Raw genomic sequence first — 21,749 nt, 5'->3', positions numbered from 1 at the left:
GGCAGGATGGCTGCTGGCATTCTGCTACAGCGCTGTGGCCGCGCCTATCGCCCATTTGTGGGCTTGGTAAAACCATGTAAAACACCGGCCACATGCCGCGCGGCGCGCTGGTCCATACTCGGGCCACTGTCGTCTCTGGAAGTCCGCCCGCATGCCGAGCCAATTGCGCACTCTGTTGTACTTCTTTCTGGCTGTGCTGCTGGCGAGTGTGCTGGGCACTGTGCTGCAGACCCAGTTCAACCTGGCCAACCTGCAGGCGCTCGGTGCGCCCATGCCATTTGGCGTGCGGGTGCACACTACCTGCCTGGACCTGCTGGGCTTTAGCCCGACCTTCGCGGTGCTGGTGATCCTCGGTTTTATCTTTGCCTTGCCGGTGGCCAGCCGCCTGGCAGGCGCCTGGCCGACGGGGCGCTGGCTGCTGTTTGCCCTGGCCGGGGCAATCGCGGTGCTGGCGGCGATGGCGCTGGCCAATGCGTTATTGCCGATGCCGACGCTGATCGGCGCCAACCGCAGCCTGGCCGGCACCGTCGGGCTGATGGCCTGCGGCAGCCTGGGCGCGCTGTTGTTTGCCGTGCTGGCGAGGCGCTCGCCCCCAGCACAATCCTGATTGATTCCTCTGTGAGCAAAAGGCCCGAACCATGCTGAATACCTCCCGCGCCCTGTTGTTGCTTGGTCTGCTTGGCAGCAGCCTGGCGCATGCCATGGACTACCGCATCGAAACCGTGACCGCAGGCCTGGAGCATCCCTGGTCACTGGCTTTTCTACCGGATGGGCGCATGCTGGTGACCGAACGGGTCGGCCGCCTGCGCATCATCGAGGCGGACGGCAGCCTCAATCCGCAGCCGGTCGGCGGCGTCCCTGAGGGCTTCGTCGCCGCGCAGGCCGGGTTGATGGAGGTGCTGCTCGATCCCGAGTTCGCCAGCAATCAGCAGCTCTATCTGAGCTACGCCTACGGCACCGCCCAGGCCAACAACACGCGTCTAGCCAAAGCGCGACTGGTCGATGGCCAGTTGCAGGATTTGCAGGTGCTGTTCAGTGCGCAGCCCGCCAAAGCAGGTGCCGCACACTACGGCGGGCGCATGGCCTGGCTGCCGGATAACAGCCTGGTGCTGACTTTGGGCGATGGCTTTGACCTGCGTGAGCAGGCCCAGGACCCGACTAACCATATCGGCAAGATCGTGCGCCTCAATCGCGATGGCAGCATTCCCAAGGACAACCCGCTCGTAGGCCAGGCCGGCGCCGCCGCGGAGATCTACAGCCTGGGCCATCGCAACGTGCAGGGCATCGTCTATGACAACCAGCTGCAGCGCCTGTACAGCCACGAGCACGGCCCGCGCGGCGGCGACGAGCTGAACCTGATCGAGCCCGGCAACAACTATGGCTGGCCACTGATCACCTTTGGTGTGGATTACACCGGCGCGCAGATCTCGCCTTACACCGAGCTGCCTGGCCTGCAGCAGCCCTTGTTGCAATGGACGCCCTCGGTGGCGCCGTCGAGCCTGACCCAGTACCGCGGCGCGCTGTTCCCCGAATGGCAGGACGACCTTTTTGCCTCGACCCTGGCCGAACGCAGCGTGCGCCGCATTCGCTTGCAGGACGGCAAGCTGGCCGGCGAAGAAATTCTGTTCGAAGAGCTCAAGGAACGTATTCGTGATGTGCGCGGCGGCCCGGATGGCGCGCTGTACTTGCTTACCGATAGCGCCGACGGACGGCTGCTGCGTGTGCTGCCGAGCCAGTAGCGCGCCGCCAAAAGCCGCACCCCCGGTGCGTGCGGCTTGCGGCATAATTCACGGCCTTACCGTGCCAGCGCTACTTCGCCCATGACTCCGCTTAAATACCTGCAAGGCTATCCGGCCCCGCTGCAAGACAAGATCCGCCAGCTGATCGCCGAGCAGCGCCTGGGCGATTACCTGGCGCGGTCTTACAGCGGCAAGCACGGGATTCAGAGCGACAAGGCGCTGTACGCCTATATCCAAGGCCTCAAACAGGAGCATTTGCGCAATGCTCCGGCCATCGACAAGGTGCTCTACGACAATCGTCTTGACCTGACCCATCGCGCCCTTGGCCTGCATACGGCGATCTCGCGGGTGCAGGGCGGCAAGCTCAAGGCGAAGAAGGAAATCCGCGTGGCCTCGCTGTTTCGCGATGCCGCGCCGGAGTTTCTGCAGATGATCGTGGTGCACGAGCTGGCGCATCTGAAGGAGGCCGAGCACAACAAGGCCTTCTACAAACTCTGCGAGCACATGCTGCCGGGCTACCACCAGCTGGAGTTCGATCTGCGGGTTTACCTGACCTGGCGCGAGCTGCCCGGCTCACTCGGCGAGTTGTCAGCCCCGCAGCAGTAGATTGAGCTGATCCACCACCTCGGCCCATTCGGCGTCGGCTAAAAACTGTTGGCGCAGAAAGTCGGCCTGCGCTTTGTCCCAGAATGGCGCATCCGCCAGGCGGCAGTCTTCCGGCAAGGGTGAGTGCTGCTTGATAAAGCGGTCGATGCTTTCCTGGTCATGCTCGAGACCCAGTTGCTGGAACAGTGTTTCCAGCTCTTGGACGTTGGCTTGCATAGCGATCTCCCCATGGCGCTATCGGCTGATAGCCCTTTAGTCGACCGACAGAATCGCCAACAGTTGCACGCCACTGGCCACACGCAGGGTCACTTCGTCGCCAATGGTCTTGCCGAGCAGAATCTGCCCCAGCGGCGCTTGTGGGCCGATCACGTGCACGGTCTGGCCGTCCTGCTGCAGTTTCATCGCCGCGCCGTCCGGGCCGAGGAACAGGCATTGGCGGCGGTCTTCATCGTCGCTCAGCTCGATCAGCGCGCCGAGCTGGATGCCCAGCTGTGGGTCGAAGCTGCGCAGCACAAGCTGCTTCCAGTTCGCCAGGGTCTGGCGAATGGCGGCCGCGCGGCGTGCCTGCCCGGTGGCCAGGTAGGAGGCTTCCAGGCCCAGGGTGTCGTATTTGTTTTCGGCGATATTTTCTTCATGGGTCGCCGTTTCATAGGCGGTTTGCGCCGCCTGCTGGGCCTGCAGCAGGTCATCTTCGAGGCGGGCGATGACCTGTTGCTGCAACTGGGGTTTGTTCATGCGTGGCTCTTCAGTAGGTGTGCGGCCAGGGTGCGCAGGGGCCCGAGCTGGCGGCAGATCAGCGCCAGCTGGGTTTGCACCAGACGCTGCTGGTCGTCCAGGTCGTCGCTGAGTTGTTCAAGCTCGGCCGCCAGCTGCTCCTCTGCGTCACTGTGAATGGCCACCGGGCGCTGCTCGTTGAGGCAGCTGGCAATCTCTTCCAGGCTGGCGGCCAACTGGCTGGCGCTGGTCAGTAGCGGGTTGTCGCTGCCGCTCAGGCTGGTTTCGCCACGGTGCGCGCCAAGGCCCGAGAGGTAGCTCAAGAGGGTGTGTGAGAGCACCAGAAAGCGGAAGCCGATATCCGCCTCCTTACGGAAGTGCCCCGGCTCCATCAGCATATTGCCCAGGGTGGTCGACAGCGTGGCGTCGGCATTGTGAGCGTTGCGCCGGGCCAGGCGGTAGGTCAGGTCGTCGCGCTTGCCGCTGGCGTACTGGGCGATGATCTGCTGCAGGTAGCGGCTGTTGCAGCTCAGGGTGCTGGCCAGCAGGCGATTCAGGCGGCGGCCCTGCCAGTCCGGCAGAATCAGCAGCACCGCCAGGCCGGCGATCAGGCTGCCGAGGAGGGTGTCGACCAGGCGTGGAATAAACAGCCCGTAGCCATCGCCGACCTGGTTGAAGCAGAACAGCACCAGCAGGGTGATGGCGGCGGTGGCCAGGGTGTAGCGGCTGCTGCGCAGGGCGAAGAACACCACCCCGGCGACCACCGCGAACAGCGCCTGCACCAGCGGGTTGGGGAAAAGGTCGAACAACGCCCAACCCAGCAGCAGACCGAGCACCGTGCCGCTGATACGCTGCACCAGCTTGAGCCGGGTCGCGCCGTAGTTCGGCTGGCAGACAAACAGCGTGGTCAGCAGAATCCAGTAGCCTTGGGTCGGGTGAATCCAGTGCAGCATGCCGTACCCGGCCGCCAGTGCCAGCGACAGGCGCAAGGCGTGGCGAAACAGCAGCGAGGTCGGCGTCAGCTGCAGACGCAGGCGCTCCCAGACATCCTTGAGTGACTGCGGTTCGCGGTCGAGCAGGCTGCTGTCCTGCTGCTCGGCCATGGCGTCGGGGTTACTGGCGTTGCCCAGTAGCGTATCCAGGCTGCGCAGGTTACCGGCCAGCGCGCCGAGGGAGCGCAGCAGGTGGCGCCAGGCCGGGTTGCTTTGCACGCGCAGGTGTTCGAGGGAGTCGTGCAGGTCGTCCAGCGCTTGGCGGCACAGCTCACGGTATTCGAATGGCTGGCGCAGCTCGATGGCCTGGGCCAGCCGCTGGCAGGCTTCGCCATGCAGGCGCAGCAGGCGCTGGCAGCGAAACAGCACGTCGCTGTGGAAGAACGCCTCGGCCAGCTCGTTGTAGGGGTAGTGCGAGGAACTGGCGCGCTCGTGAATGTCCTGAGCGAGAAAGTACAGTTTCAGGTAGCGACTGACCTTCGGCCCGGGCCGGCCATTACCGACCCGGTGCAGGATGATTTCCTTGGCCGCATTCAGCGCCGCCACCACCCGGCCATTCTGCTTGGCCAGGGCCAGGCGGCGTTCCTCCACATCCAGCTGGCGCAGTGGTTCGAACAGCGCCGCCTTGAGCTTGAGGTACTGGCCCAGCTCACGAAACAGCCGCGCCAGGCTGTGCTGCACCGGCTGGTTGGCAAACAGCGCATTCCACAGCACCGACAGCAGGCCATACCAGGCTGCGCCCGCCACCAGCAGCAGCGGCTCCTGCCAGAGGCCCGCCGCGCCGCCGCGCTGCTCTACGCCGATCATGCTGTAGACCGCGAGAATCAGTGTGGCCGCGCCGAGGGTGGCATAGCGTTCGCCGAGGGCGCCGAGCATGGTCAGGGCAAAGCTCGACAGCGCCAAGGCGCAGACAAACAGCCAGGGGTAGGGAAAGAGAAACTCCACCGCATAGGCCGCCACACTGAAGCAGCCGAGGGTGACCAGCAGCGCCATCACGCGGCCTTGCCAGCTGTCGTCGGTTTCCGCCAGGGCACTGGCGATGACCCCGAGAAACAGCGGGATCAGCGCATGCATCCAGCCCTGCGACCAGCACAGCAGCAACGCCCCGCTCAGGGCGATAAACACCCGCAGGCTGTAGCTGAATTTATCCTGAGCCCAGAGACGACGAAGCGAGTGGCGCAGCGCAGTGGACGGCATGGCCCGACCTTGATCAACCGTAACAGGTAGCAGCCTAACGGAGTCTGTGTCGACTTGGCAGCAGCAAGCGCTGCTCGGGCCGATTAAAATGTCGCGCTGATCGGTTGTGTGAGGTGAATCACCGTGGCCGGGCTACGCTGAAACTATCCGCTCATTCGCGAGGCATCTGCCGTGTTGTACACCTGTGTGCGTGGATTGCTCGCGTTGCTGCTTGCCAGCTTCTGGTGTGTGAGCCTACAGGCCCAGCCGCTGCGCCTGTACACCGAAGAATACCCACCGATCAACTTCAGCGAAGAGGGCAAACCGACAGGGCTGGCCACCGAGGTGGTGCAGGCCATCATGCAGCGCACCGGGCAGAGCGCGCCGATTACTATGGTGCCCTGGGCGCGCGGTTATCAAGAAGCGCTGACCCGTGCCAATACTGGGCTGTTCGTGACCATGCGCACCCGTGAGCGTGAACAGCTGTTCAAATGGGTCGGGCCGATTACTCGCAACGTCACCAGCTTCTACGCGCTGCGCCGCTCCTTTCTGTCTATCAGTCGTTTAGAGGAAGCCCGCGAGTACGGCGAAATTGCCGTGCCGCGCGATTGGTACAGCCACCAGCGCCTGCTGGCCGAGGGCTTCAGCAACCTCACCCCGGTCACCGGGCCGGCGCAGGTGGTGAGCATGCTCAAGCGCGGGCGGGTCAAGCTGATGGTGCTGGATAACCTCAGCCTCAATGCGCTGCTGGCGCAGGGTGATATCCAGGCCGATGAAGTGCAGCTGTTGTTCAACTTTATGCATAGCGACAGCTATATCGCCTTTTCCCAGCAGACCGATGACGCCTTGATCGCCCGCTGGCAGCGCGAACTCGACAGCATGAAACGCGACGGCAGCTTTGCCGCGATCCATCAGAAGTGGCTGCCGGGTGAGCCGTTGCCGCCGCTTGAACCCGCTCCCGCGCCTTGATGCTTCAGACGTATTGGGCCGCCGCATAGCCCGACGCCCAGGCCCACTGGAAGTTGAAGCCGCCCAGGTGCCCCGTCACATCCAGCACTTCGCCGACAAAATACAGCCCTGGCGATTTCAGCGACTCCATGGTTTTCGATGACACCTCGCGAGTGTCCACGCCGCCCAGAGTGACCTCGGCGGTGCGGTAACCCTCGGTGCCGGCTGGCACCAGTTGCCAGTCACCGAGCTGTTCGGCAATCGCCTTGAGTTCGGCGTGGGTGTACTGCTTCATTGGCTTGGAGGCGAACCAGTTGTCCGCCAGCAGGCCGGCCATCTTCTTGGTAAACAGCTCAGCCAGCAGAGTTTTCAGCTCGCTGTTCGGCCGCTCGCGTTGTTGCTGCTCTAGCCACTCGGGCAGGTCGATATGCGGCAGCAGGTTGATGCTGATGGCCTCGCCGGGTTGCCAGAATGAGGAAATCTGCAGAATCGCCGGGCCGCTGAGGCCACGGTGGGTAAACAGGATATTTTCCTTGAAGCTCTGCCCATTGCAGCTCACCACGCAGTCCTCCACCGAGGTGCCGGACAGCTCGGTGCACAGCACCTTGAGCGCCGGGTCGGTGAGGGTGAACGGCACCAGGCCGGCGCGTGTCGGCAGCAGCTCATGGCCGAACTGCTTGGCCACCTGATAGCCAAAGCCCGTGGCGCCGAGGGTCGGAATCGACAGGCCGCCAGTGGCGATCACCAGCGATTCGCAGCGCACCGCGCCAGCACTGGTCTGCAGCTGGTAGCCGTTATCCAGCTTGCTGATCTCGCTGACCGAGGTGTCCAGACGCAGCGTCACGCCGGCTTCATCACACTCGCTGAGCAGCAGGCCGAGGATGTCGCTGGCCTTGTTGTCGCAGAACAGCTGGCCGAGCTTTTTCTCGTGGTACGGCACGCCGTGTTTGGCCACCAGACCGATAAAGTCCCACTGGGTGTAGCGCGCCAGGGCCGACTTGCAGAAGTGCGGGTTTTCCGAGAGAAAGTTGCTCGGCTCACAGTACATATTGGTGAAATTGCAGCGCCCACCGCCGGACATCAGGATCTTCTTGCCGGCCTTGTTGGCGTGATCCAGCAACAGCACCTGACGCCCGCGCGCGGCAGCGGTCAGCGCGCACATAAGCCCGGCGGCACCGGCTCCGATAATCACGACCTGGGGTGTAAGCACAGCTATTTCCTCAACCTGCGACGTGCGCCATGGCGGGCGCAAAACAGCGCGCATCTTAGCCTATGGTCATCAGGGTGTGACTGCGCCGGTGATCGACTAGGCTTAGCTTTCGGTTTTCTCTGGAGCCCCGTTGATGAATGGACTGCGTGCCTGCCTGTTGTCGTGGGCGCTGTTGGCACCCCTGTATGGCAACGCTGCAGAGACCTTGCGTCTGGTGGCGGACCCTTGGCCGCCATTCAATGACCAGACGCTGCTGAACAACGGGGTGTCCTCCGACCTGGTGACCACCGCGCTGACTCGCGCCGGTTACACCACCAGCTATGTGCAGGTGCCGTGGGAGCGTGCGGTGCGGGGGTTGCAGCAGGAAATCTATGATGTGCTGATCAACGCCTGGTACACCGACGAGCGCGCGGTTTTTGGCCATTACTCACAGCCCTACCTGATCAACCGCGTGCGGTTTCTGCAGCGCAAGGGCAGCCAGATCAAATTCACCCAGTTGCCCGACCTGTACCCCTACAGCATTGCCGTGGTGCGCGGTTATGCCTATTCCAGCGAGTTTGATCAGGACAGCCGGCTGACCAAGGTCGGCGTGGTCGGTTTTGAAGTGGGCGCACGCATGCTGCAGGCGCGGCGGGTGCAACTGACCCTGGAGGACGAGCTGGTGGCGCGCTATCACCTGAGCCGCAGCCTGGCCGGGATTCGCGATCAACTGGAGTTTCTGCCGCAGCCGTTAAGTGAGAACGGCCTGCACATTCTGGTCAGCCGTAAACACCCACAGCATCAGCAGATTGCCGATGCCTTCAACAAGGCGATTGAGGACATGCGCGCCGATGGCACCTATGCGCAGATATTTCAGCGCCACGGCTTGTAGTCACTGCCAGGCGTTACGCCCGCGGCCCTGGTTCTTGGCCTGATACAGGCGCAGGTCGGCCTGGTGCAGCAGGCTTTCCAGGTCATCGGGGGCACCGTGGTAGATGCCGGCGCTGAACGACAGCGGCGGTGCGCCGATGGCGTATTTCAGGCTGGCGCAGTGTGTACGCAGTTGGTCGAGGGTGTCGCTGAGGGTCGCGGCATCCTGCTGGCTGACCATGGCGAACTCTTCGCCACCCAGACGGCCGAGCAGGGCATCGGGGAAGGCGGCAGAAAATGCGCGGGAGAAGGCGATCAGTGCTGCATCGCCGCTGGCGTGGCCGTGTTCGTCGTTGATTCGTTTGAAAAAATCCAGGTCGAGCATCGCCACGCTCAGATCGCGGCCGCCCGAGCGTGCCTGCTGGAACAGTTGCTGGCCGTGCTCATAAAAGGCGCGGCGGTTGTTCAGCCCGGTGAGGGCATCGAACTGCGCGGCCTGCTTGAGCGCGCGCAGCAGGTCGCGGCGCTCCAGGGTCGACATCACCCGGCAGTTGAGCTCTTCCGGGCAGAAGGGTTTGCGCAGAAAGTCGTCGGCGCCGTGCTTGATAAATTTGGCGCTGAGCGAGCCCTTGGTGTCGGCGGACAGGCCGAGAATGATCAGCTCGTGGCGTTTCATCTTTTGCCGCAGCAGTTTGACCAGGTCGAAACCGCTGAGCCCCGGCATGCTGTGATCGACCACCAGCAGGTCGATATCCGGCTGGTCCTTGAGGATGCGCAGGGCTTCGTCACCGTCGCAGGCTTCCATAATCTGGTAGCGATGCGGGGTCAGCACGTGGCGGATGTAATGGCGGGTGGCGTCGGAGTCCTCGGCAATCAGGATCTTCACCTCGCTGTTGCTTTCCAGGCGGTGCAGCAGGCGGAAGGCGTACTCGTAGGAGTGCTGGCTTTCCTTGAGCACGTAATCGACCACGCCCTTGAGCAGCATCTGGTCGCGGCGCTGTTCGTTGTAGGTGCCGCTGAGCACGATGCAGGGCAGGTGATAGCCCATCACCACATCGACGATCTCGCCGTCCGGGGCATCCGGCAGGTTGAGGTCGACGATGGCGGCGAAGAACAGCTCGGCGGAGGTTTCCAGCATCACCTGGGCTTCGCCCATGGAGGCGCAGAAGATCGGCTGGAAGCCGGTCTCCTTGCGAAACAGATGCTCGAGAATTTTCAGCACCAGGGGGCTGTCTTCGATCACCAGAATATTGCGCAAGGGGGCTACTCCTCTGTCGCTGGCCGCGTCAGTGCGGCCGTCTGTTTAGCTCGTGCTGCGGGTTAACTGCATCGGCAACTATAGGGTACGAATGCGCAGCGAGCGGCCCTTGATCTTGCCTTCACTGAGACACTTGAGCGCCTGCATGGCTACGACGCGCTCAACGGCCACGTAAGCCTGAAAGTCGAAGATGGCGATCTTGCCGACCTGCGCGCCAGGGATGCCAGCCTCGCCAGTCAGGGCGCCGAGAATATCGCCGGGGCGCAGTTTGTCTTTGCGCCCCGCGCCAATGCACAGGGTAATCATTGGCGGCTGCAGCGGTGCGCCACCCTGGTGTTTCAGGCTGCTCAGCGGGTGCCAGTTGAGCGGCGCTCTTTGCAGGGTTTCGATGGCCTGGGCGCGATGGCCTTCGGCTGGGGCAACCAGGCTCATCGCCAGGCCCTTTTCGCCGGCACGACCGGTACGGCCGACACGGTGAATGTGAATTTCTGAGTCGCGCGCCAACTCGACGTTGATCACCATGTCCAGCGCATCGATATCCAGGCCGCGGGCCGCCACATCGGTGGCCACCAGTACCGACAGGCTGCGGTTAGCAAACATGGCCAGTACTTGATCACGGTCGCGTTGCTCCAGGTCACCGTTCAGCGCGGCGGCCGAGATGCCTTTGGCGGTCAGGTGGTCGACCACTTCCTGGCACTGCTGCTTGGTAAAGCAGAAGGCCACGCAGGACTGCGGGCGGTAGCAGTTGAGCAGCTTGACCACTGCGTCCATGCGCTCTTCCGGAGCGATCTCGTAGAAGCGCTGCTCGATCTGCGTGTCGTCGTGCAGGGCGTCGGCCTTGACCTGCTGCGGGTCGCGCATAAAGGTCGCGGACAGCTGCTTGATCCCAGCTGGGTAGGTGGCGGAAAACAGCAGGGTCTGCCGGCGCGTTGGGGTCTGGCTGATGATTTCGGCGATGCTGTCGTAGAAGCCCATGTCGAGCATGCGGTCCGCTTCGTCGAGCACCAGGGTATTCAGGCCGTCGAGCTTGAGGGTGCCCTTGCTCAGATGCTGCTGGATGCGCCCCGGGGTGCCGACGATGATCTGCGCGCCATGCTCCAAAGAGCCGATTTGCGGGCCGAACGGCACGCCACCGCAGAGGGTGAGGATCTTGATGTTGTCCGCCGAGCGCGCCAGGCGACGCAGCTCTTTGGCCACCTGATCGGCCAGCTCGCGGGTCGGGCAGATCACCAGTGCCTGGCAGCCAAAGTAGCGCGGGTTGAGCGGGTTGAGCAGGCCGATGCCGAAGGCGGCAGTTTTGCCGCTGCCGGTCTTGGCCTGGGCAATCAGGTCCATGCCCTTGAGCATTACCGGCAGGCTCTGCGCCTGAATCGGGGTCATTTCGGTGTAACCGAGCGACTCGAGGTTCGCCAGCATGGCGGCGGAAAGCGGCAGAGAAGAGAAAGCGGTGTTGGTCACGGTACAGGCCTGCTAAACGAAATGGCGTGCAGTGTAACAGGCTGCGCCCTACGCCCCGACGTTAACAGGCAGCCGGTCGTGGGCCGGCGCTAGAAGAGGTCAATCGGGTCTACGTCCAACGACCAACGCACGGCGCGGCCGCTGGGCATCTGCTCCAAAGCGTGCATCCAGGTATTGAGCAGGCGGTGCAACGGTGCGCGGGCGTTGGCTTGCACCAGTAATTGGGCGCGGTAGCGGCCGGCGCGGCGCTCCATCGGTGCGGGCACCGGGCCGAGCAGCTCAATGCCGCTGAGTTTCAGCTCAGTCAGCAACAGCTCGGCTTCGCTGCAGGCATCATCGAGAAAGCCTTCGGCCTGGCCGGGTTTGTGCGCTTCGGCGCGCAGCAGGGCGAGGTGGCAGAAGGGCGGCAGGCCGGCGCTGCGTCGTTCGCTGAGGGCTTGTTCGGCAAAGGCGAAGTAGCCCTGCTCGGTCAGTTGCACCAATAAAGGATGGTCGGCCAGGTGGCTCTGGATAATCACCTTGCCCGGCTCTTCGGCGCGCCCGGCGCGGCCGGCGACCTGAACGATCAGCTGAGCCATGCGCTCGCTGGCGCGAAAATCCGCGGAAAACAGCCCGCCATCGGCGTCGAGAATCGCCACCAGGGTCACGCGCGGGAAGTGGTGGCCCTTGGCGAGCATCTGCGTGCCGACCAGGATGCATGGCTCGCCGCGCTGCACGGTGTTGAACAGGCTGGTCATGGCCTCCTTGCGCGAGGTGCTGTCGCGGTCGACGCGCAAGACCGGTACGCCGGGGAAGAGAATTTCCAGGCGTTCTTCGGCGCGCTCGGTGCCGGCGCCAACCGGGCGCAGGTCGACGTTGTTGCATTTCGGGCAGTTGCTCGGCTGGCGCTCGACGTGGCCGCAGTGGTGGCAGCGCAATTCGCGCGAGCGCTGGTGCACGGTCATCCGCGCGTCGCAACGCGGACATTCCGACAGCCAGCCGCAGTCGTGGCAGAGCAGGGTCGGGGCGAAGCCGCGGCGGTTGAGGAACACCAACACCTGCTGGCCGGCTTGCAGGGTCTGGGCGATAGCCTGCTGCATCGGGCCGGAGATACCTGAATCCAGTGGCCGGCTTTTTACATCCAGGCGCAGAAAGCGCGGTTGCTTGGCACCGCCGGCGCGTTCGCGCAGGTGCAGCAGGGCGTAGCGGCCGTTGTGGGCGTTGTGCAGGCTTTCCAGCGAGGGCGTGGCCGAGCCCAGCACAATCGGGATGTTTTCCTGATGCGCGCGCACCACGGCCAGATCGCGCGCGTGATAGCGCAAACCTTCCTGCTGTTTATAGGAGGCGTCGTGCTCTTCATCGATGATGATCAACCCTGGGCGCTGCATCGGCGTAAACAATGCCGAGCGGGTGCCGATGATGATGTCGGCCTCGCCATCGCGTGCCGCCAGCCAGGCGTCCAGGCGCTCGCGGTCATTCACCGCCGAATGCAGCAGGGCGATGCGCGCATTAAAGCGCTGCTCGAAACGCGCCAGGGTTTGCGGGCCCAGGTTGATCTCCGGGATCAGCACCAGGGCCTGCTTGCCAGCCTCCAGGGTTTCGCGGATCAACTGCAGGTACACCTCGGTCTTGCCGCTGCCGGTGACCCCCGCGAGGAGAAAGGCGTTGAAGCTGCCGAAGCCCGAGCGGATCGCCTCGCTGGCCGCGCGCTGTTCGGCATTCAGCGGCAGTTCCGGCTGTGCCAGCCAGTTGGCGTGGCGCTCGCTCGGCGCATGGCGGCGCACTTCGACCTTGACCAGACCCTTTTCCAGCAGCAGGTCAAGGCTGTCCTTGTTCAGCTGCAGTTTGCTCAGCAGCGCATGGGCGACGCCGTGCGGATGCTGGGCCAGGGTTTTCAGCGCGTCACGCTGGCGCGGCGCGCGGCTCAGGCGTGGATCATCCAGCTGTGCGCCTGCAGTGACCGACCAGAAGCGCTGTTGGCGCACTTCCGCCGGCTCGCCCTGGCGCAGCAGCACCGGCAGCGCCCAGCTCAGGGTGTCGCCGAGGCTGTGCTGGTAATACTGCGCTGTCCACAGACACAGCTTGAACAGCGCGGGCGGCAGCGGCGATTGGGCGTCGAGCAGTTGCAGGGCGGGCTTGAGTTTGTCTGCCGGAACTTCGCTGTGTTCGGTCACCTCGATCAGAATGCCGATCATCTCGCGTCGGCCAAACGGCACGCGCAGCCGTGCGCCAGGCTGCAAGGAGCTGCGCGGCACACCGGCCGGGGCGCGGTAGTCGAACAGACGGCGCAGCGGCGAGGGCAGGGCAAGGCGCAGAATGACGTCGGGCAAGCAAGGGGCTCCTGGTCTCGGGGTAATAACCTGCCCAAAGTCTGCTGCGCGTCGGCCCTGCTGCGTTAAAGACAGGCTCGGAATGCTCATTTACATCAGTAAACTCCGCTTCCTCGCCTGTCTTTGCCTTGCATGACTCTAGCTCGCGAGACTTTGAACACGTTCTTGGAGAGCCGCGATCTTAGCATGCAGCCAGTCGACGGCCGGCCTTGCGTCGCTGCGGTGCTCTGGTATTATCGCCGGCCTAATTCCGTGCGGTACCTGACAATAGTGTCTGGTGGCGGCGCGATAGCCCTGAGGAATCACCATGAAAGCCGATATCCACCCAAACTATGTAGCCATCACCGCCACCTGCAGCTGTGGCAACGTGATCGAAACTCGCTCCACCCTGGGCAAAGCGCTGAGCCTGGACGTGTGCAACGAGTGCCACCCGTTCTACACCGGCAAGCAGAAAATGCTGGATACCGGCGGCCGTGTTGATCGCTTCAAACAGCGTTTCGGCATGTTCGGCGCCAAGCAGTAAGCTTGCGCGCAGCGACGGAGACCCACATGGGTTACCCCGCGCTACTGAAAAAGGCGTCCCTAGTGGGCGCCTTTTTCGTTCTCGGCGTTTATGCAGGCGGCGCCCTGGCGTTCTGCCCGGCGCCGGGCAACTTGCCCAGCGTTAAGGTGCAGCGCGTGGTGGACGGCGACACCCTGCGTCTGGTCGATGGACGCAGTGTGCGGTTGATCGGCCTAAATAGCCCGGAGATGGGCCGTCAGGGCCGTTCTGCCGAGCCCTTTGCCGATGCCGCGCGCAAACGCTTGCAGGCGCTGGTGGCTGCCAGCGATGAGCGCGTTTCGTTGCAGTACGGCAAGCAGGCCAAGGATCACTACGGGCGCACCCTGGCGCATGCCTATGACAGCCGTGGGCACAATCTGGAGGCGCAGTTGCTGGCCGAGGGCCTCGGCTATCTAGTGGCTGTGGCGCCCAATCTGGCGCTGGTGCAGTGCCAACAGGCTGCCGAGCGCAGTGCCCGGCAGGCGCGTACCGGGCTCTGGCAGCGTTCACCGGTGCAAACGCCCAAGCAGTTAAACAGCGGCGGCTTTGCCTTGCTCCAGGGCCAGGTCCAGCGTATCGAGCGTAATGGCGGCGGTCTGTGGCTAGAAATGGGCGATTCGCTGGTGCTGCATATCGCGCCCCGTGCGTTAGGTAATTTTGATCTACATGCCGTCCAAGGCCTTGAGGGTCGTAAGGTCGAGGCCCGCGGCTGGGTGATCGACCGCGCCAAGCGTGGTGGTTTGCGCGCGGGGCAGGCGCGCTGGATGTTGCCGTTGACCGATAAGGCGATGCTAGAGGTGTTGCCATGATCCTGGAGGCAATCAGTAAAAACGCCCTCCGGCTGAACTGTTGCGCCAGCGCCTCGCCGGAATGCCAGGATGATCGTTTTCTAAGCGTCACCAGGCTTCTGGGTAATGATGCGTGCAGAGTACGGGCAGGCCAGTTGCGTGCTAGCGATTGGCTGAAGGGCTTGTGCTAGGGGGCTGTTGCCGTTTCATCGCGGCCGTGAATGAAATGGCAACAGCCCCTTGGACCCGCGTGCCCATCCGGACTTGCCAGTCTTGTGCAGCTGTATACAACTTGCGTATCCTCGGCCGCCTGCCTGTTCAACAGCCCAAAGCGGAAATGCCAACATGTCTGATTTGAAAACAGCCGCTCTCGAATATCACGCCCATCCCCGTCCGGGTAAGCTGAGTGTCGAGCTAACCAAGCCCACCGCAACCGCACGCGATCTGTCCCTGGCCTACAGCCCGGGCGTCGCTGAGCCTGTGCGCGAAATCGCGCGTGATCCGGAGCTGGCGTACCGCTACACCGGCAAAGGCAACCTGGTGGCAGTCATTTCCGACGGTACCGCTATTCTCGGTCTCGGTGATCTCGGCCCGCTGGCTTCCAAGCCAGTGATGGAAGGTAAAGGCGTGCTGTTCAAGCGCTTTGCCGGTATCGACGTATTCGACATCGAAGTCGAGTCCGAGAGCCCGCAGGCCTTTATCGACACCGTACGCCGCATCTCGATCACCTTCGGTGGCATCAACCTGGAAGACATCAAAGCGCCTGAGTGCTTTGAAATCGAACGCACGCTGATCGAACAGTGCGACATTCCAGTGTTCCACGATGACCAGCACGGCACCGCTATCGTGACTGCGGCCGGCATGCTCAACGCCCTGGAAATCGCCGGCAAGACCTTGCCAGATGCCAAGATCGTCTGCCTGGGCGCTGGCGCTGCCGCCATCTCCTGCATGAAGTTGCTGGTGAGCATGGGCGCCAAGGTCGAGAACATCTTTATGATCGACCGCAAAGGCGTGATCCACGCCGGCCGCGACGACCTGAACCAGTACAAGGCGGTATTCGCCAGCGAAACCACTAAGCGCACCCTGGCTGATGCGCTGGACGGTGCTGACGTATTCGTCGGCCTGTCGGGTGCCAACCTGCTGGCGCCGGAAGACCTCAAGCGCATGGCGCCGAGCCCAATCGTGTTCGCCTGCTCCAACCCTGACCCGGAAATCAAACCGGAACTGGCCCATGAAGTGCGTAATGATGTGATCATGGCCACCGGTCGTTCCGACTACCCGAACCAGGTCAACAACGTGCTGGGTTTCCCGTTCATCTTCCGTGGTGCCCTGGACGTTCGCGCGACCCGCATCAACGAAGAGATGAAGATCGCTGCAGCCCTGGCTCTGCGTGACCTGGCCAAGCTGCCGGTGCCGCAGGAGGTCTGTGACGCCTACGGTGGCATTGCCCTGTCGTTCGGCCGTGAGTACATCATTCCGAAGCCGATGGATCCACGCCTGATTACAGTGGTCTGCGATGCTGTGGCCAAGGCTGCGATTGAAAGCGGTGTGGCGACTCTGCCGTATCCGAAGCATTACCCGCTGCAGTCGGTAAACGACGTATTCAACGGCTAAGCGCTTAGCTATAGAGCAATAATAAACCCGCTACGGCGGGTTTTTTATTGGCGCTATTTTGGCAATGCCAGGCGTCATGCATCTGCCGCGAGAGGCCTTAGAACAGATCGATTGGCGCTGCTTCATCGGCGGGCAGCGGGCTGCCCGGGATGTACATGCCAGGCTCGAATTCGCCCATGGGGGGCGGGGAGTCCTCACTTTTGAACAGCTCGAAATAGGCTTGCGGCGTATCCGGCGTGGCGGCTCGGCCGCTGTGTGGGTCGATGCGCAGGGTCAGTAGGCCTTCGGGTTCGGCCAGCAGGTGGCTGGGCTTGTCCTTCAGGGCGGCGGCCATATAACTCATCCAGATCGGCAGGGCCACGGTGCCGCCATATTCATTGCGGCCAAGACTTTCCGGCTGATCGAAGCCGGCCCAGACCGTGGTGATGTAATCCGCGTTGTAGCCGGAGAACCAGCTGTCTTTCGACTCGTTGGTGGTGCCGGTTTTGCCCGCCAGGTCATCGCGACCCAAGGCCATGGCGCGGCGTCCGGTGCCGCGCTTGATCACGTCCTGGAGCATGCTGGTCATGATGTAGGCGGTGCGCTCATCAATGATCTGCTCGGCAAGCACCGGCTCAGGCGGCAGTGGCTGGTCGCCGCCGCTGAATTGCACGGCGCTACTCTGTTCTGTGCGCTGGGCGATACCGGTCGGGGTTTGCGCCGGATTGGCGTTGAACAGCTGCTTGCCGGTGCGGTCTTCGATCCGTTCGATCAGGTAAGGCTCGGTCTTGTAGCCGCCGCTGGCAAACACACTCCAGCCTTCGGCGATCTCCATTGGTGTGAGACTCGCGGTGCCCAGCGCCAACGACAGATTGGGCGGCAGGTCCTTCTTCTCGAAACCAAAGCGCTCGATATAGCTCAGGGTGCTGGCGATGCCGAGGTCCTGCAGCAGGCGAATCGACACCAGGTTGCGCGAGCGATACAAGGCTTCGCGCAGGCGGATCGGGCCGAGGAAGGTGTTGTTGTCATTCTTCGGTCGCCATACCTGCGACAGCGCATCGTCGGCGAACACGATTGGCGCGTCATTCACTAGGGTGGCGGCGGTGTAGCCTTTATCCAACGCGGCGCTGTACACGAAGGGTTTGAAGCTTGAACCTGGCTGGCGCTTGGCTTGTGCGGCGCGGTTGTAGTTGCTCTGTTCAAAGGAAAAACCACCGACCAGGGCGCGAATGGCACCGCTATTCGGGTCCAGCGATACTAGAGCGCTCTGTGCCGCGGGTAGTTGAACAAAGCGCAGGCTGCCGTCTTCCTGGAACTGCACGCGGATCAGGTCGCCGATCTGGCTGACGTCGGCAGGCTGCTGTGGACGCGGGCCCATGCTGTTGGTATTGAGGAAAGGCCGCGCCCATTTCATGCTGTCCCAGGCTACGGCGTGTTCTTCGCCGTTACGCAGCAGAACCATGATTCCGCTTTTCTCCACCCCCGTGACAATAGCCGGCTCCAGGCCTCCGAGAGAGGTTTGCTTGCTTAGCTCGGCTTGCCAGTTTGGCCTGGTCATGCCAGGCAGACGGCTCTCCGGCCCGCGATAGCCATGGCGCTGATCGTAAGCCATCAATCCCTCGCGGACTGCCGAATTGGCGGCTAGTTGCAGGTCGCTGGATACCGTGGTGGTGACGTTAAAACCATCGGTGTAAGCCTCGCTGCCGTAACGGCCGACCATTTCTGCACGTGCCATCTCCGCGATGTAAGGTGCCGCCAGCTCCGGTGCCGGTACGTGGTAGCTGACATTGATGGGTTCAGCCAGTGCTTCTTCGTAACGCTGTTTGTCGATGCGGCCAAGTCCGTACATGCGCCCCAGAATCCAGTCGCGGCGCTCCATCGAGCGGGTTGGGTTAACCAGGGGGTTGAAGCGTGAGGGGGCTTTGGGCAGGCCGGCAATCATTGCCATTTGCGCCAGGCTGGCCTCTCGAATGGATTTGCCGTAATACACCTGTGCGGCTGCTTCAATACCGTAAGCGCGATTACCCAGGTAAATCTTGTTCACATAAAGTTCAAGAATTTCGTTCTTACTGAGCTCTCGTTCAATTTGCAGAGCCAGAAGTATCTCGTTGATCTTGCGCGAGAAACTTCTTTCGCTGGTGAGAAAGAAGTTCTTCGCTACCTGCATCGTAATGGTGCTGCCGCCGGATTGGATCTGCCCGCTTTTCAAGATTTGCGTTGCAGCGCGCATCAGGCTGGTAAGGTCGACGCCATAATGGTTGGCAAAATTGTCGTCCTCGGCCGCTAGCAATGCGCTGATGAAATCCTGGGGTATATCCGCGAAGGCGATTGGCGAGCGGCGCATTTCACCGAATTCGGCAATCAGCTTGGCGTCGCTGCTGTAAACGCGCAGAGGAATCTGCAGCTGAATGCTGCGCAAAGATTCGACGGATGGAAGGCTAGGGCTAAGATAGAGGAAGGCCCCGCTGAAACTGAGCACCAGGCCACAAAAAGCGGCGAGGCCAGACCAGCAGAAAAAACGCAAAAGACGCATCAAGATTTTTGGATTTCCAAATAAAAGAACGGGTTAAGCGGAACACAAGGTTAAAAGAGAAAAACTGATCACATTATAAGCGGTTTTTTTGCTAGGTAGCCATTTGCGCTTCTGTCAAGACTGTTATTTAATGTGAAAAAACATAAATAGTCCGTAAGTCGCGGATGCCAATAGGAAATCGGTCGTGCTAGGGCTCTTCAATAAGAAAGCGAATACGCTACTCGGGATCGATATCAGTTCGACCTCCGTCAAGCTCCTCGAATTGAGCCGCTCCGGAAGCCGCTACAAGGTAGAGGCTTACGCAGTCGAGCCGCTCCCGCCAAACGCGGTGGTCGAAAAGAACATCGCCGAGCTGGAAGGGGTGGGGCAGGCCCTTTCACGCGTGCTTGCCAAAGCCAAGAGCGGTGTGAAAACCGTAGCGGTGGCGGTGGCGGGCTCAGCGGTGATTACCAAGACCATCGAAATGGAGGCTGGGCTTTCCGATGATGAGCTTGAGAATCAGCTGAAGATCGAGGCCGATCAATACATTCCCTATCCGCTGGAAGAAGTCGCAATCGATTTCGAAGTGCAGGGCGCGTCTGCGCGCAATGCCGATCGTGTCGAAGTGCTGCTTGCCGCTTGCCGCAAGGAGAACGTCGAGGTTCGCGAGGCCGCTCTGGCGCTCGCAGGGCTTACCGCCAAAGTGGTTGATGTCGAAGCCTATGCGCTTGAGCGTGCCTACGGTCTGTTGATTGATCAGCTGGGTGGTGGTCGTGATGAGCTGACTGTTGCGGTTGTCGACATTGGCGCGACCATGACCACCCTCAGCGTCCTGCATAACGGTCGCACTATCTATACCCGTGAGCAGCTGTTTGGCGGCAAACAGCTCACCGAAGAAATTCAGCGTCGCTATGGTCTGTCCGTCGAAGAAGCTGGCCTTGCAAAAAAACAAGGCGGCCTCCCAGATGACTACGACAGCGAAGTTTTGCAACCGTTCAAAGAAGCTGTGGTTCAGCAGGTTGCGCGTTCTCTGCAGTTCTTCTTCGCCGCCGGTCAGTTCAATGACGTCGACTACATCCTGTTGGCGGGCGGCACTGCGTCGATTCCAGACCTTGACCGTTTGATTCAGCAAAAAATAGGCACCCAGACATTGGTCGCCAATCCATTCGCTGAAATGGCGCTGAGTGGCAAGGTCAACGCCGGCGCGCTCGCCAGTGATGCGCCGGCCTTGATGATTGCCTGTGGTCTGGCGATGAGGAGTTTCGACTAATGGCGCGGATTAACCTTCTACCCTGGCGCGAGCAGCTACGCGAAGAGCGTAAACAGCGCTTTTTAGTGACGCTTGCTGGTGTGTTTGTTGTTGCCGCTGGGGCTGTATTTCTCGGTGATCAATATTTAAGTGGGGCGATTGAGCGGCAAGATGCTCGAAATGAGTTTGTGCGTAAGGAAATTGCTGTTTTGGATGCTCGGATTAAAGAGATTAGCGAGCTGAAAACCCGTCGCCAGCAGCTCCTTGAACGGATGAAAATTATTCAGGATCTGCAGGGTAATCGACCGATCATCGGTCGTGTCTTCGATCAGCTGGTTAGAACATTGCCCGATGGTGTTCATTTCACTGGTGTGAAAATGACTGCAAAAAATATCGCAATTGTTGGTGCTGCTGAGTCGAACAACCGTGTATCAAATTTGATGCGTAACTTGGATTCATCTGAGTGGCTGACTGCGCCAAATCTAACTGAAGTTAAGTCTGTGACGGCGGGTGCGGTTGATCAGGCAAACGTATTTCAGTTGAGTGTGCAACAGACTCAGCCAGGAGTTGCGGCAGAGGAGGCTAAGCAATGAGCCTTAATGATTCGCTAGAAAGTCTGCGTCAGATTGATCTGAGTGACCTTGATTTCAATAACGTCGGTTCCTGGCCTGCCGCAGTTAAGTTTATTGCAGGTGTCTTGGTAGTGTTGGCGGTTGGTGCTATTGGGTATAACTTTCATCTCAAGGATTTGCAGGCTCAATTGGAAGGTAAGCAAGCCGAAGAGATTTCTTTAAAAGATCAGTTTTCCAGCAAGGCTTTTCAGGCTGCAAACCTAGATGCCTACAAAGAGCAAATGAAAGAAATGGAAGTCTCGTTTGGGGCGATGCTGAAGCAGTTGCCAAGTGATACTGAGGTTCCTGGCTTGCTAGAGGATATTACCCGCACAGGTTTGGGTAGTGGTCTGGAGTTTGAAGAAATAAAGCTTCTGCCAGAGGCTGCGCAACAGTTCTATATTGAGTTGCCTATCCAGATTTCGGTCGTCGGCTCCTATCATGATTTGGCAACTTTTGTCAGTGGTGTCGCGAGTCTTCCTCGGATCGTTACATTGCATGATTTTGATTTGGTTCCGGTCAATGAGGAAAACTCTTCAAAATTGCGAATGAATATTACGGCTAAAACTTATCGGTATAATGATAAGGGGGTTCAGCCATGAAGATTTATATGCTTGGTTTGCTTTTTTTTGTTCTTGCGGGGTGCGGTGCTGGTGGCGATTTTTCAGATCTTCAGGCCTATATGGATGAAGTGCGCTCACGGCCTAAGGGCGAGATTGAGCCGTTGCCGAAGTTCATAACTTATGAAAGCTTCGCTTACAGCGCAGCGGCATTACGTAGCCCGTTTCAGCCTCCTGTAAAGTTGGAGATGGCAAGCAGGCAGAAAGGTTCCAAAGATATAAAACCTGATGATGCTCGGACTAAGCAGTTTCTTGAGGGGTTTAATATAGAGACTTTTGTAATGGTTGGGACTCTGGCCAATGAGTCAGGTTCTTTTGCCTTGATAAATGGTGCGGGTGGTGTTCATCGAGTGAAGGTCGGTGATTATTTGGGGCGTAATCATGGGTACATACTCTCTATAGATAATTCAAAGATTGATGTTGTAGAGATTGTTCCAGACGGCGAGGGTGGCTGGTTGGAGCGTCCGCGTAGCTTGTCTCTCAAAGAGCGCTCTTGAATAGAGAGGAATGCAAATTAAAAAGAAAAAACAATTAGAACGCCGGAATATAAAAATGAAAAAATAAATTAAATGTATA

At 60.9% G+C, this 21,749-nt stretch carries 20 protein-coding genes; 12 read left to right on the top strand and 8 right to left on the bottom strand.

Features of this window, described 5'->3' with window-relative positions:
- The first annotated feature begins 151 nt into the window (after window positions 1–151).
- The 3 genes from Q8M42_RS15270 (at window position 152) to Q8M42_RS15260 (ending at window position 2,345) form a co-directional block, all read left to right on the top strand.
- Window positions 152–607, top strand: a complete 456-nt coding sequence (locus Q8M42_RS15270) for a hypothetical protein (RefSeq protein ID WP_304863845.1) — start codon at window positions 152–154, stop codon at window positions 605–607.
- A gap of 31 nt (window positions 608–638) precedes the next feature.
- Complete coding sequence (locus Q8M42_RS15265) at window positions 639–1,739, top strand: PQQ-dependent sugar dehydrogenase (protein ID WP_304863847.1); 1,101 nt, start codon at window positions 639–641, stop codon at window positions 1,737–1,739.
- Between the two features lie 81 nt (window positions 1,740–1,820).
- On the top strand, window positions 1,821–2,345 hold the full coding sequence (locus Q8M42_RS15260; protein ID WP_304863850.1) for a YgjP-like metallopeptidase domain-containing protein: 525 nt from the start codon (window positions 1,821–1,823) through the stop codon (window positions 2,343–2,345).
- On the opposite strand, the gene Q8M42_RS15255 is transcribed toward Q8M42_RS15260, so the two are convergent.
- Genes Q8M42_RS15255 through yccS form a run of 3 tightly spaced genes read right to left on the bottom strand, consistent with a single transcriptional unit; the run spans window position 2,328 to window position 5,248 of the window.
- Window positions 2,328–2,561, bottom strand: coding sequence for a DUF2789 domain-containing protein (locus Q8M42_RS15255; protein WP_304863852.1), 234 nt, complete (start codon window positions 2,559–2,561; stop codon window positions 2,328–2,330). The genes Q8M42_RS15260 and Q8M42_RS15255 overlap by 18 nt on opposite strands.
- Window positions 2,562–2,597: 36 nt before the next feature.
- Window positions 2,598–3,080, bottom strand: coding sequence for a GreA/GreB family elongation factor (locus tag Q8M42_RS15250; RefSeq protein ID WP_304863855.1), 483 nt, complete (start codon window positions 3,078–3,080; stop codon window positions 2,598–2,600).
- Entirely contained in the window at window positions 3,077–5,248 is a 2,172-nt protein-coding gene (gene yccS / locus Q8M42_RS15245) for a YccS family putative transporter (protein ID WP_304863858.1), read from the bottom strand. The genes Q8M42_RS15250 and yccS overlap by 4 nt, the downstream gene beginning before the upstream one ends.
- Window positions 5,249–5,419: 171 nt before the next feature.
- Here yccS and Q8M42_RS15240 point away from each other — a divergent pair, with 171 nt between their 5' ends.
- Window positions 5,420–6,196 (top strand): ABC transporter substrate-binding protein, encoded by a 777-nt coding sequence (locus Q8M42_RS15240; RefSeq protein ID WP_304863860.1) that lies wholly within the window; start codon window positions 5,420–5,422, stop codon window positions 6,194–6,196.
- Between the two features lie 4 nt (window positions 6,197–6,200).
- Here Q8M42_RS15240 and Q8M42_RS15235 read toward each other — a convergent pair whose 3' ends face one another.
- Window positions 6,201–7,385, bottom strand: a complete 1,185-nt coding sequence (locus Q8M42_RS15235; RefSeq protein WP_304863861.1) for an NAD(P)/FAD-dependent oxidoreductase — start codon at window positions 7,383–7,385, stop codon at window positions 6,201–6,203.
- 133 nt (window positions 7,386–7,518) lie between these two features.
- Here Q8M42_RS15235 and Q8M42_RS15230 point away from each other — a divergent pair, with 133 nt between their 5' ends.
- Complete coding sequence (locus tag Q8M42_RS15230) at window positions 7,519–8,256, top strand: ABC transporter substrate-binding protein (protein WP_304863863.1); 738 nt, start codon at window positions 7,519–7,521, stop codon at window positions 8,254–8,256.
- Here the strand turns inward: Q8M42_RS15230 and Q8M42_RS15225 are convergent, their stop codons facing one another.
- The 3 genes from Q8M42_RS15225 to Q8M42_RS15215 form a co-directional block, all read right to left on the bottom strand.
- The gene (locus tag Q8M42_RS15225) at window positions 8,257–9,492 is read right to left on the bottom strand and encodes a diguanylate cyclase domain-containing protein (protein ID WP_304863866.1); all 1,236 of its coding nucleotides are present in this window, start codon (window positions 9,490–9,492) and stop codon (window positions 8,257–8,259) included.
- A 78-nt stretch (window positions 9,493–9,570) separates the two neighbouring features.
- Window positions 9,571–10,950, bottom strand: coding sequence for an ATP-dependent RNA helicase DbpA (gene dbpA / locus Q8M42_RS15220; RefSeq protein ID WP_304863869.1), 1,380 nt, complete (start codon window positions 10,948–10,950; stop codon window positions 9,571–9,573).
- 89 nt (window positions 10,951–11,039) lie between these two features.
- Window positions 11,040–13,259 carry a primosomal protein N' gene (locus Q8M42_RS15215; RefSeq protein ID WP_304863872.1) on the bottom strand — a complete coding sequence of 740 codons (2,220 nt, stop codon included), beginning with the start codon at window positions 13,257–13,259 and terminating at the stop codon, window positions 11,040–11,042.
- A 307-nt stretch (window positions 13,260–13,566) separates the two neighbouring features.
- Here Q8M42_RS15215 and rpmE point away from each other — a divergent pair, with 307 nt between their 5' ends.
- From rpmE to Q8M42_RS15200, 3 genes are all read left to right on the top strand, one after another.
- The gene (gene rpmE, locus Q8M42_RS15210; protein ID WP_296216777.1) at window positions 13,567–13,782 is read left to right on the top strand and encodes a 50S ribosomal protein L31; all 216 of its coding nucleotides are present in this window, start codon (window positions 13,567–13,569) and stop codon (window positions 13,780–13,782) included.
- 26 nt (window positions 13,783–13,808) lie between these two features.
- On the top strand, window positions 13,809–14,609 hold the full coding sequence (locus tag Q8M42_RS15205; protein ID WP_304863879.1) for a thermonuclease family protein: 801 nt from the start codon (window positions 13,809–13,811) through the stop codon (window positions 14,607–14,609).
- Between the two features lie 324 nt (window positions 14,610–14,933).
- A complete protein-coding gene (locus Q8M42_RS15200) occupies window positions 14,934–16,202 on the top strand; it encodes a malic enzyme-like NAD(P)-binding protein (RefSeq protein ID WP_275960447.1) in 1,269 nt (422 codons plus the stop codon).
- Window positions 16,203–16,299: 97 nt separating this feature from the next.
- On the opposite strand, the gene Q8M42_RS15195 is transcribed toward Q8M42_RS15200, so the two are convergent.
- Window positions 16,300–18,714, bottom strand: a complete 2,415-nt coding sequence (locus tag Q8M42_RS15195) for a penicillin-binding protein 1A (protein ID WP_370692682.1) — start codon at window positions 18,712–18,714, stop codon at window positions 16,300–16,302.
- Between the two features lie 184 nt (window positions 18,715–18,898).
- Here Q8M42_RS15195 and Q8M42_RS15190 point away from each other — a divergent pair, with 184 nt between their 5' ends.
- Genes Q8M42_RS15190 through pilP form a run of 4 tightly spaced genes read left to right on the top strand, consistent with a single transcriptional unit; the run spans window position 18,899 to window position 21,670 of the window.
- Entirely contained in the window at window positions 18,899–19,963 is a 1,065-nt protein-coding gene (locus Q8M42_RS15190; protein ID WP_275960449.1) for a pilus assembly protein PilM, read from the top strand.
- Window positions 19,963–20,535 (top strand): type 4a pilus biogenesis protein PilN, encoded by a 573-nt coding sequence (gene pilN / locus Q8M42_RS15185; RefSeq protein WP_304863887.1) that lies wholly within the window; start codon window positions 19,963–19,965, stop codon window positions 20,533–20,535. The genes Q8M42_RS15190 and pilN overlap by 1 nt, the downstream gene beginning before the upstream one ends.
- Complete coding sequence (gene pilO / locus Q8M42_RS15180) at window positions 20,532–21,155, top strand: type 4a pilus biogenesis protein PilO (RefSeq protein ID WP_304863889.1); 624 nt, start codon at window positions 20,532–20,534, stop codon at window positions 21,153–21,155. The genes pilN and pilO overlap by 4 nt, the downstream gene beginning before the upstream one ends.
- A complete protein-coding gene (gene pilP / locus Q8M42_RS15175; protein WP_304863890.1) occupies window positions 21,152–21,670 on the top strand; it encodes a type 4a pilus biogenesis lipoprotein PilP in 519 nt (172 codons plus the stop codon). The genes pilO and pilP overlap by 4 nt, the downstream gene beginning before the upstream one ends.
- The last annotated feature ends 79 nt before the right edge of the window (window positions 21,671–21,749 follow it).

The organism is Pseudomonas sp. (assembly GCF_030684895.1).
Lineage (GTDB): Bacteria > Pseudomonadota > Gammaproteobacteria > Pseudomonadales > Pseudomonadaceae > Aquipseudomonas.
Note: the sequence above shows the minus strand (reverse complement) of the source record. Positions and strands in the feature narration are given on the sequence as shown.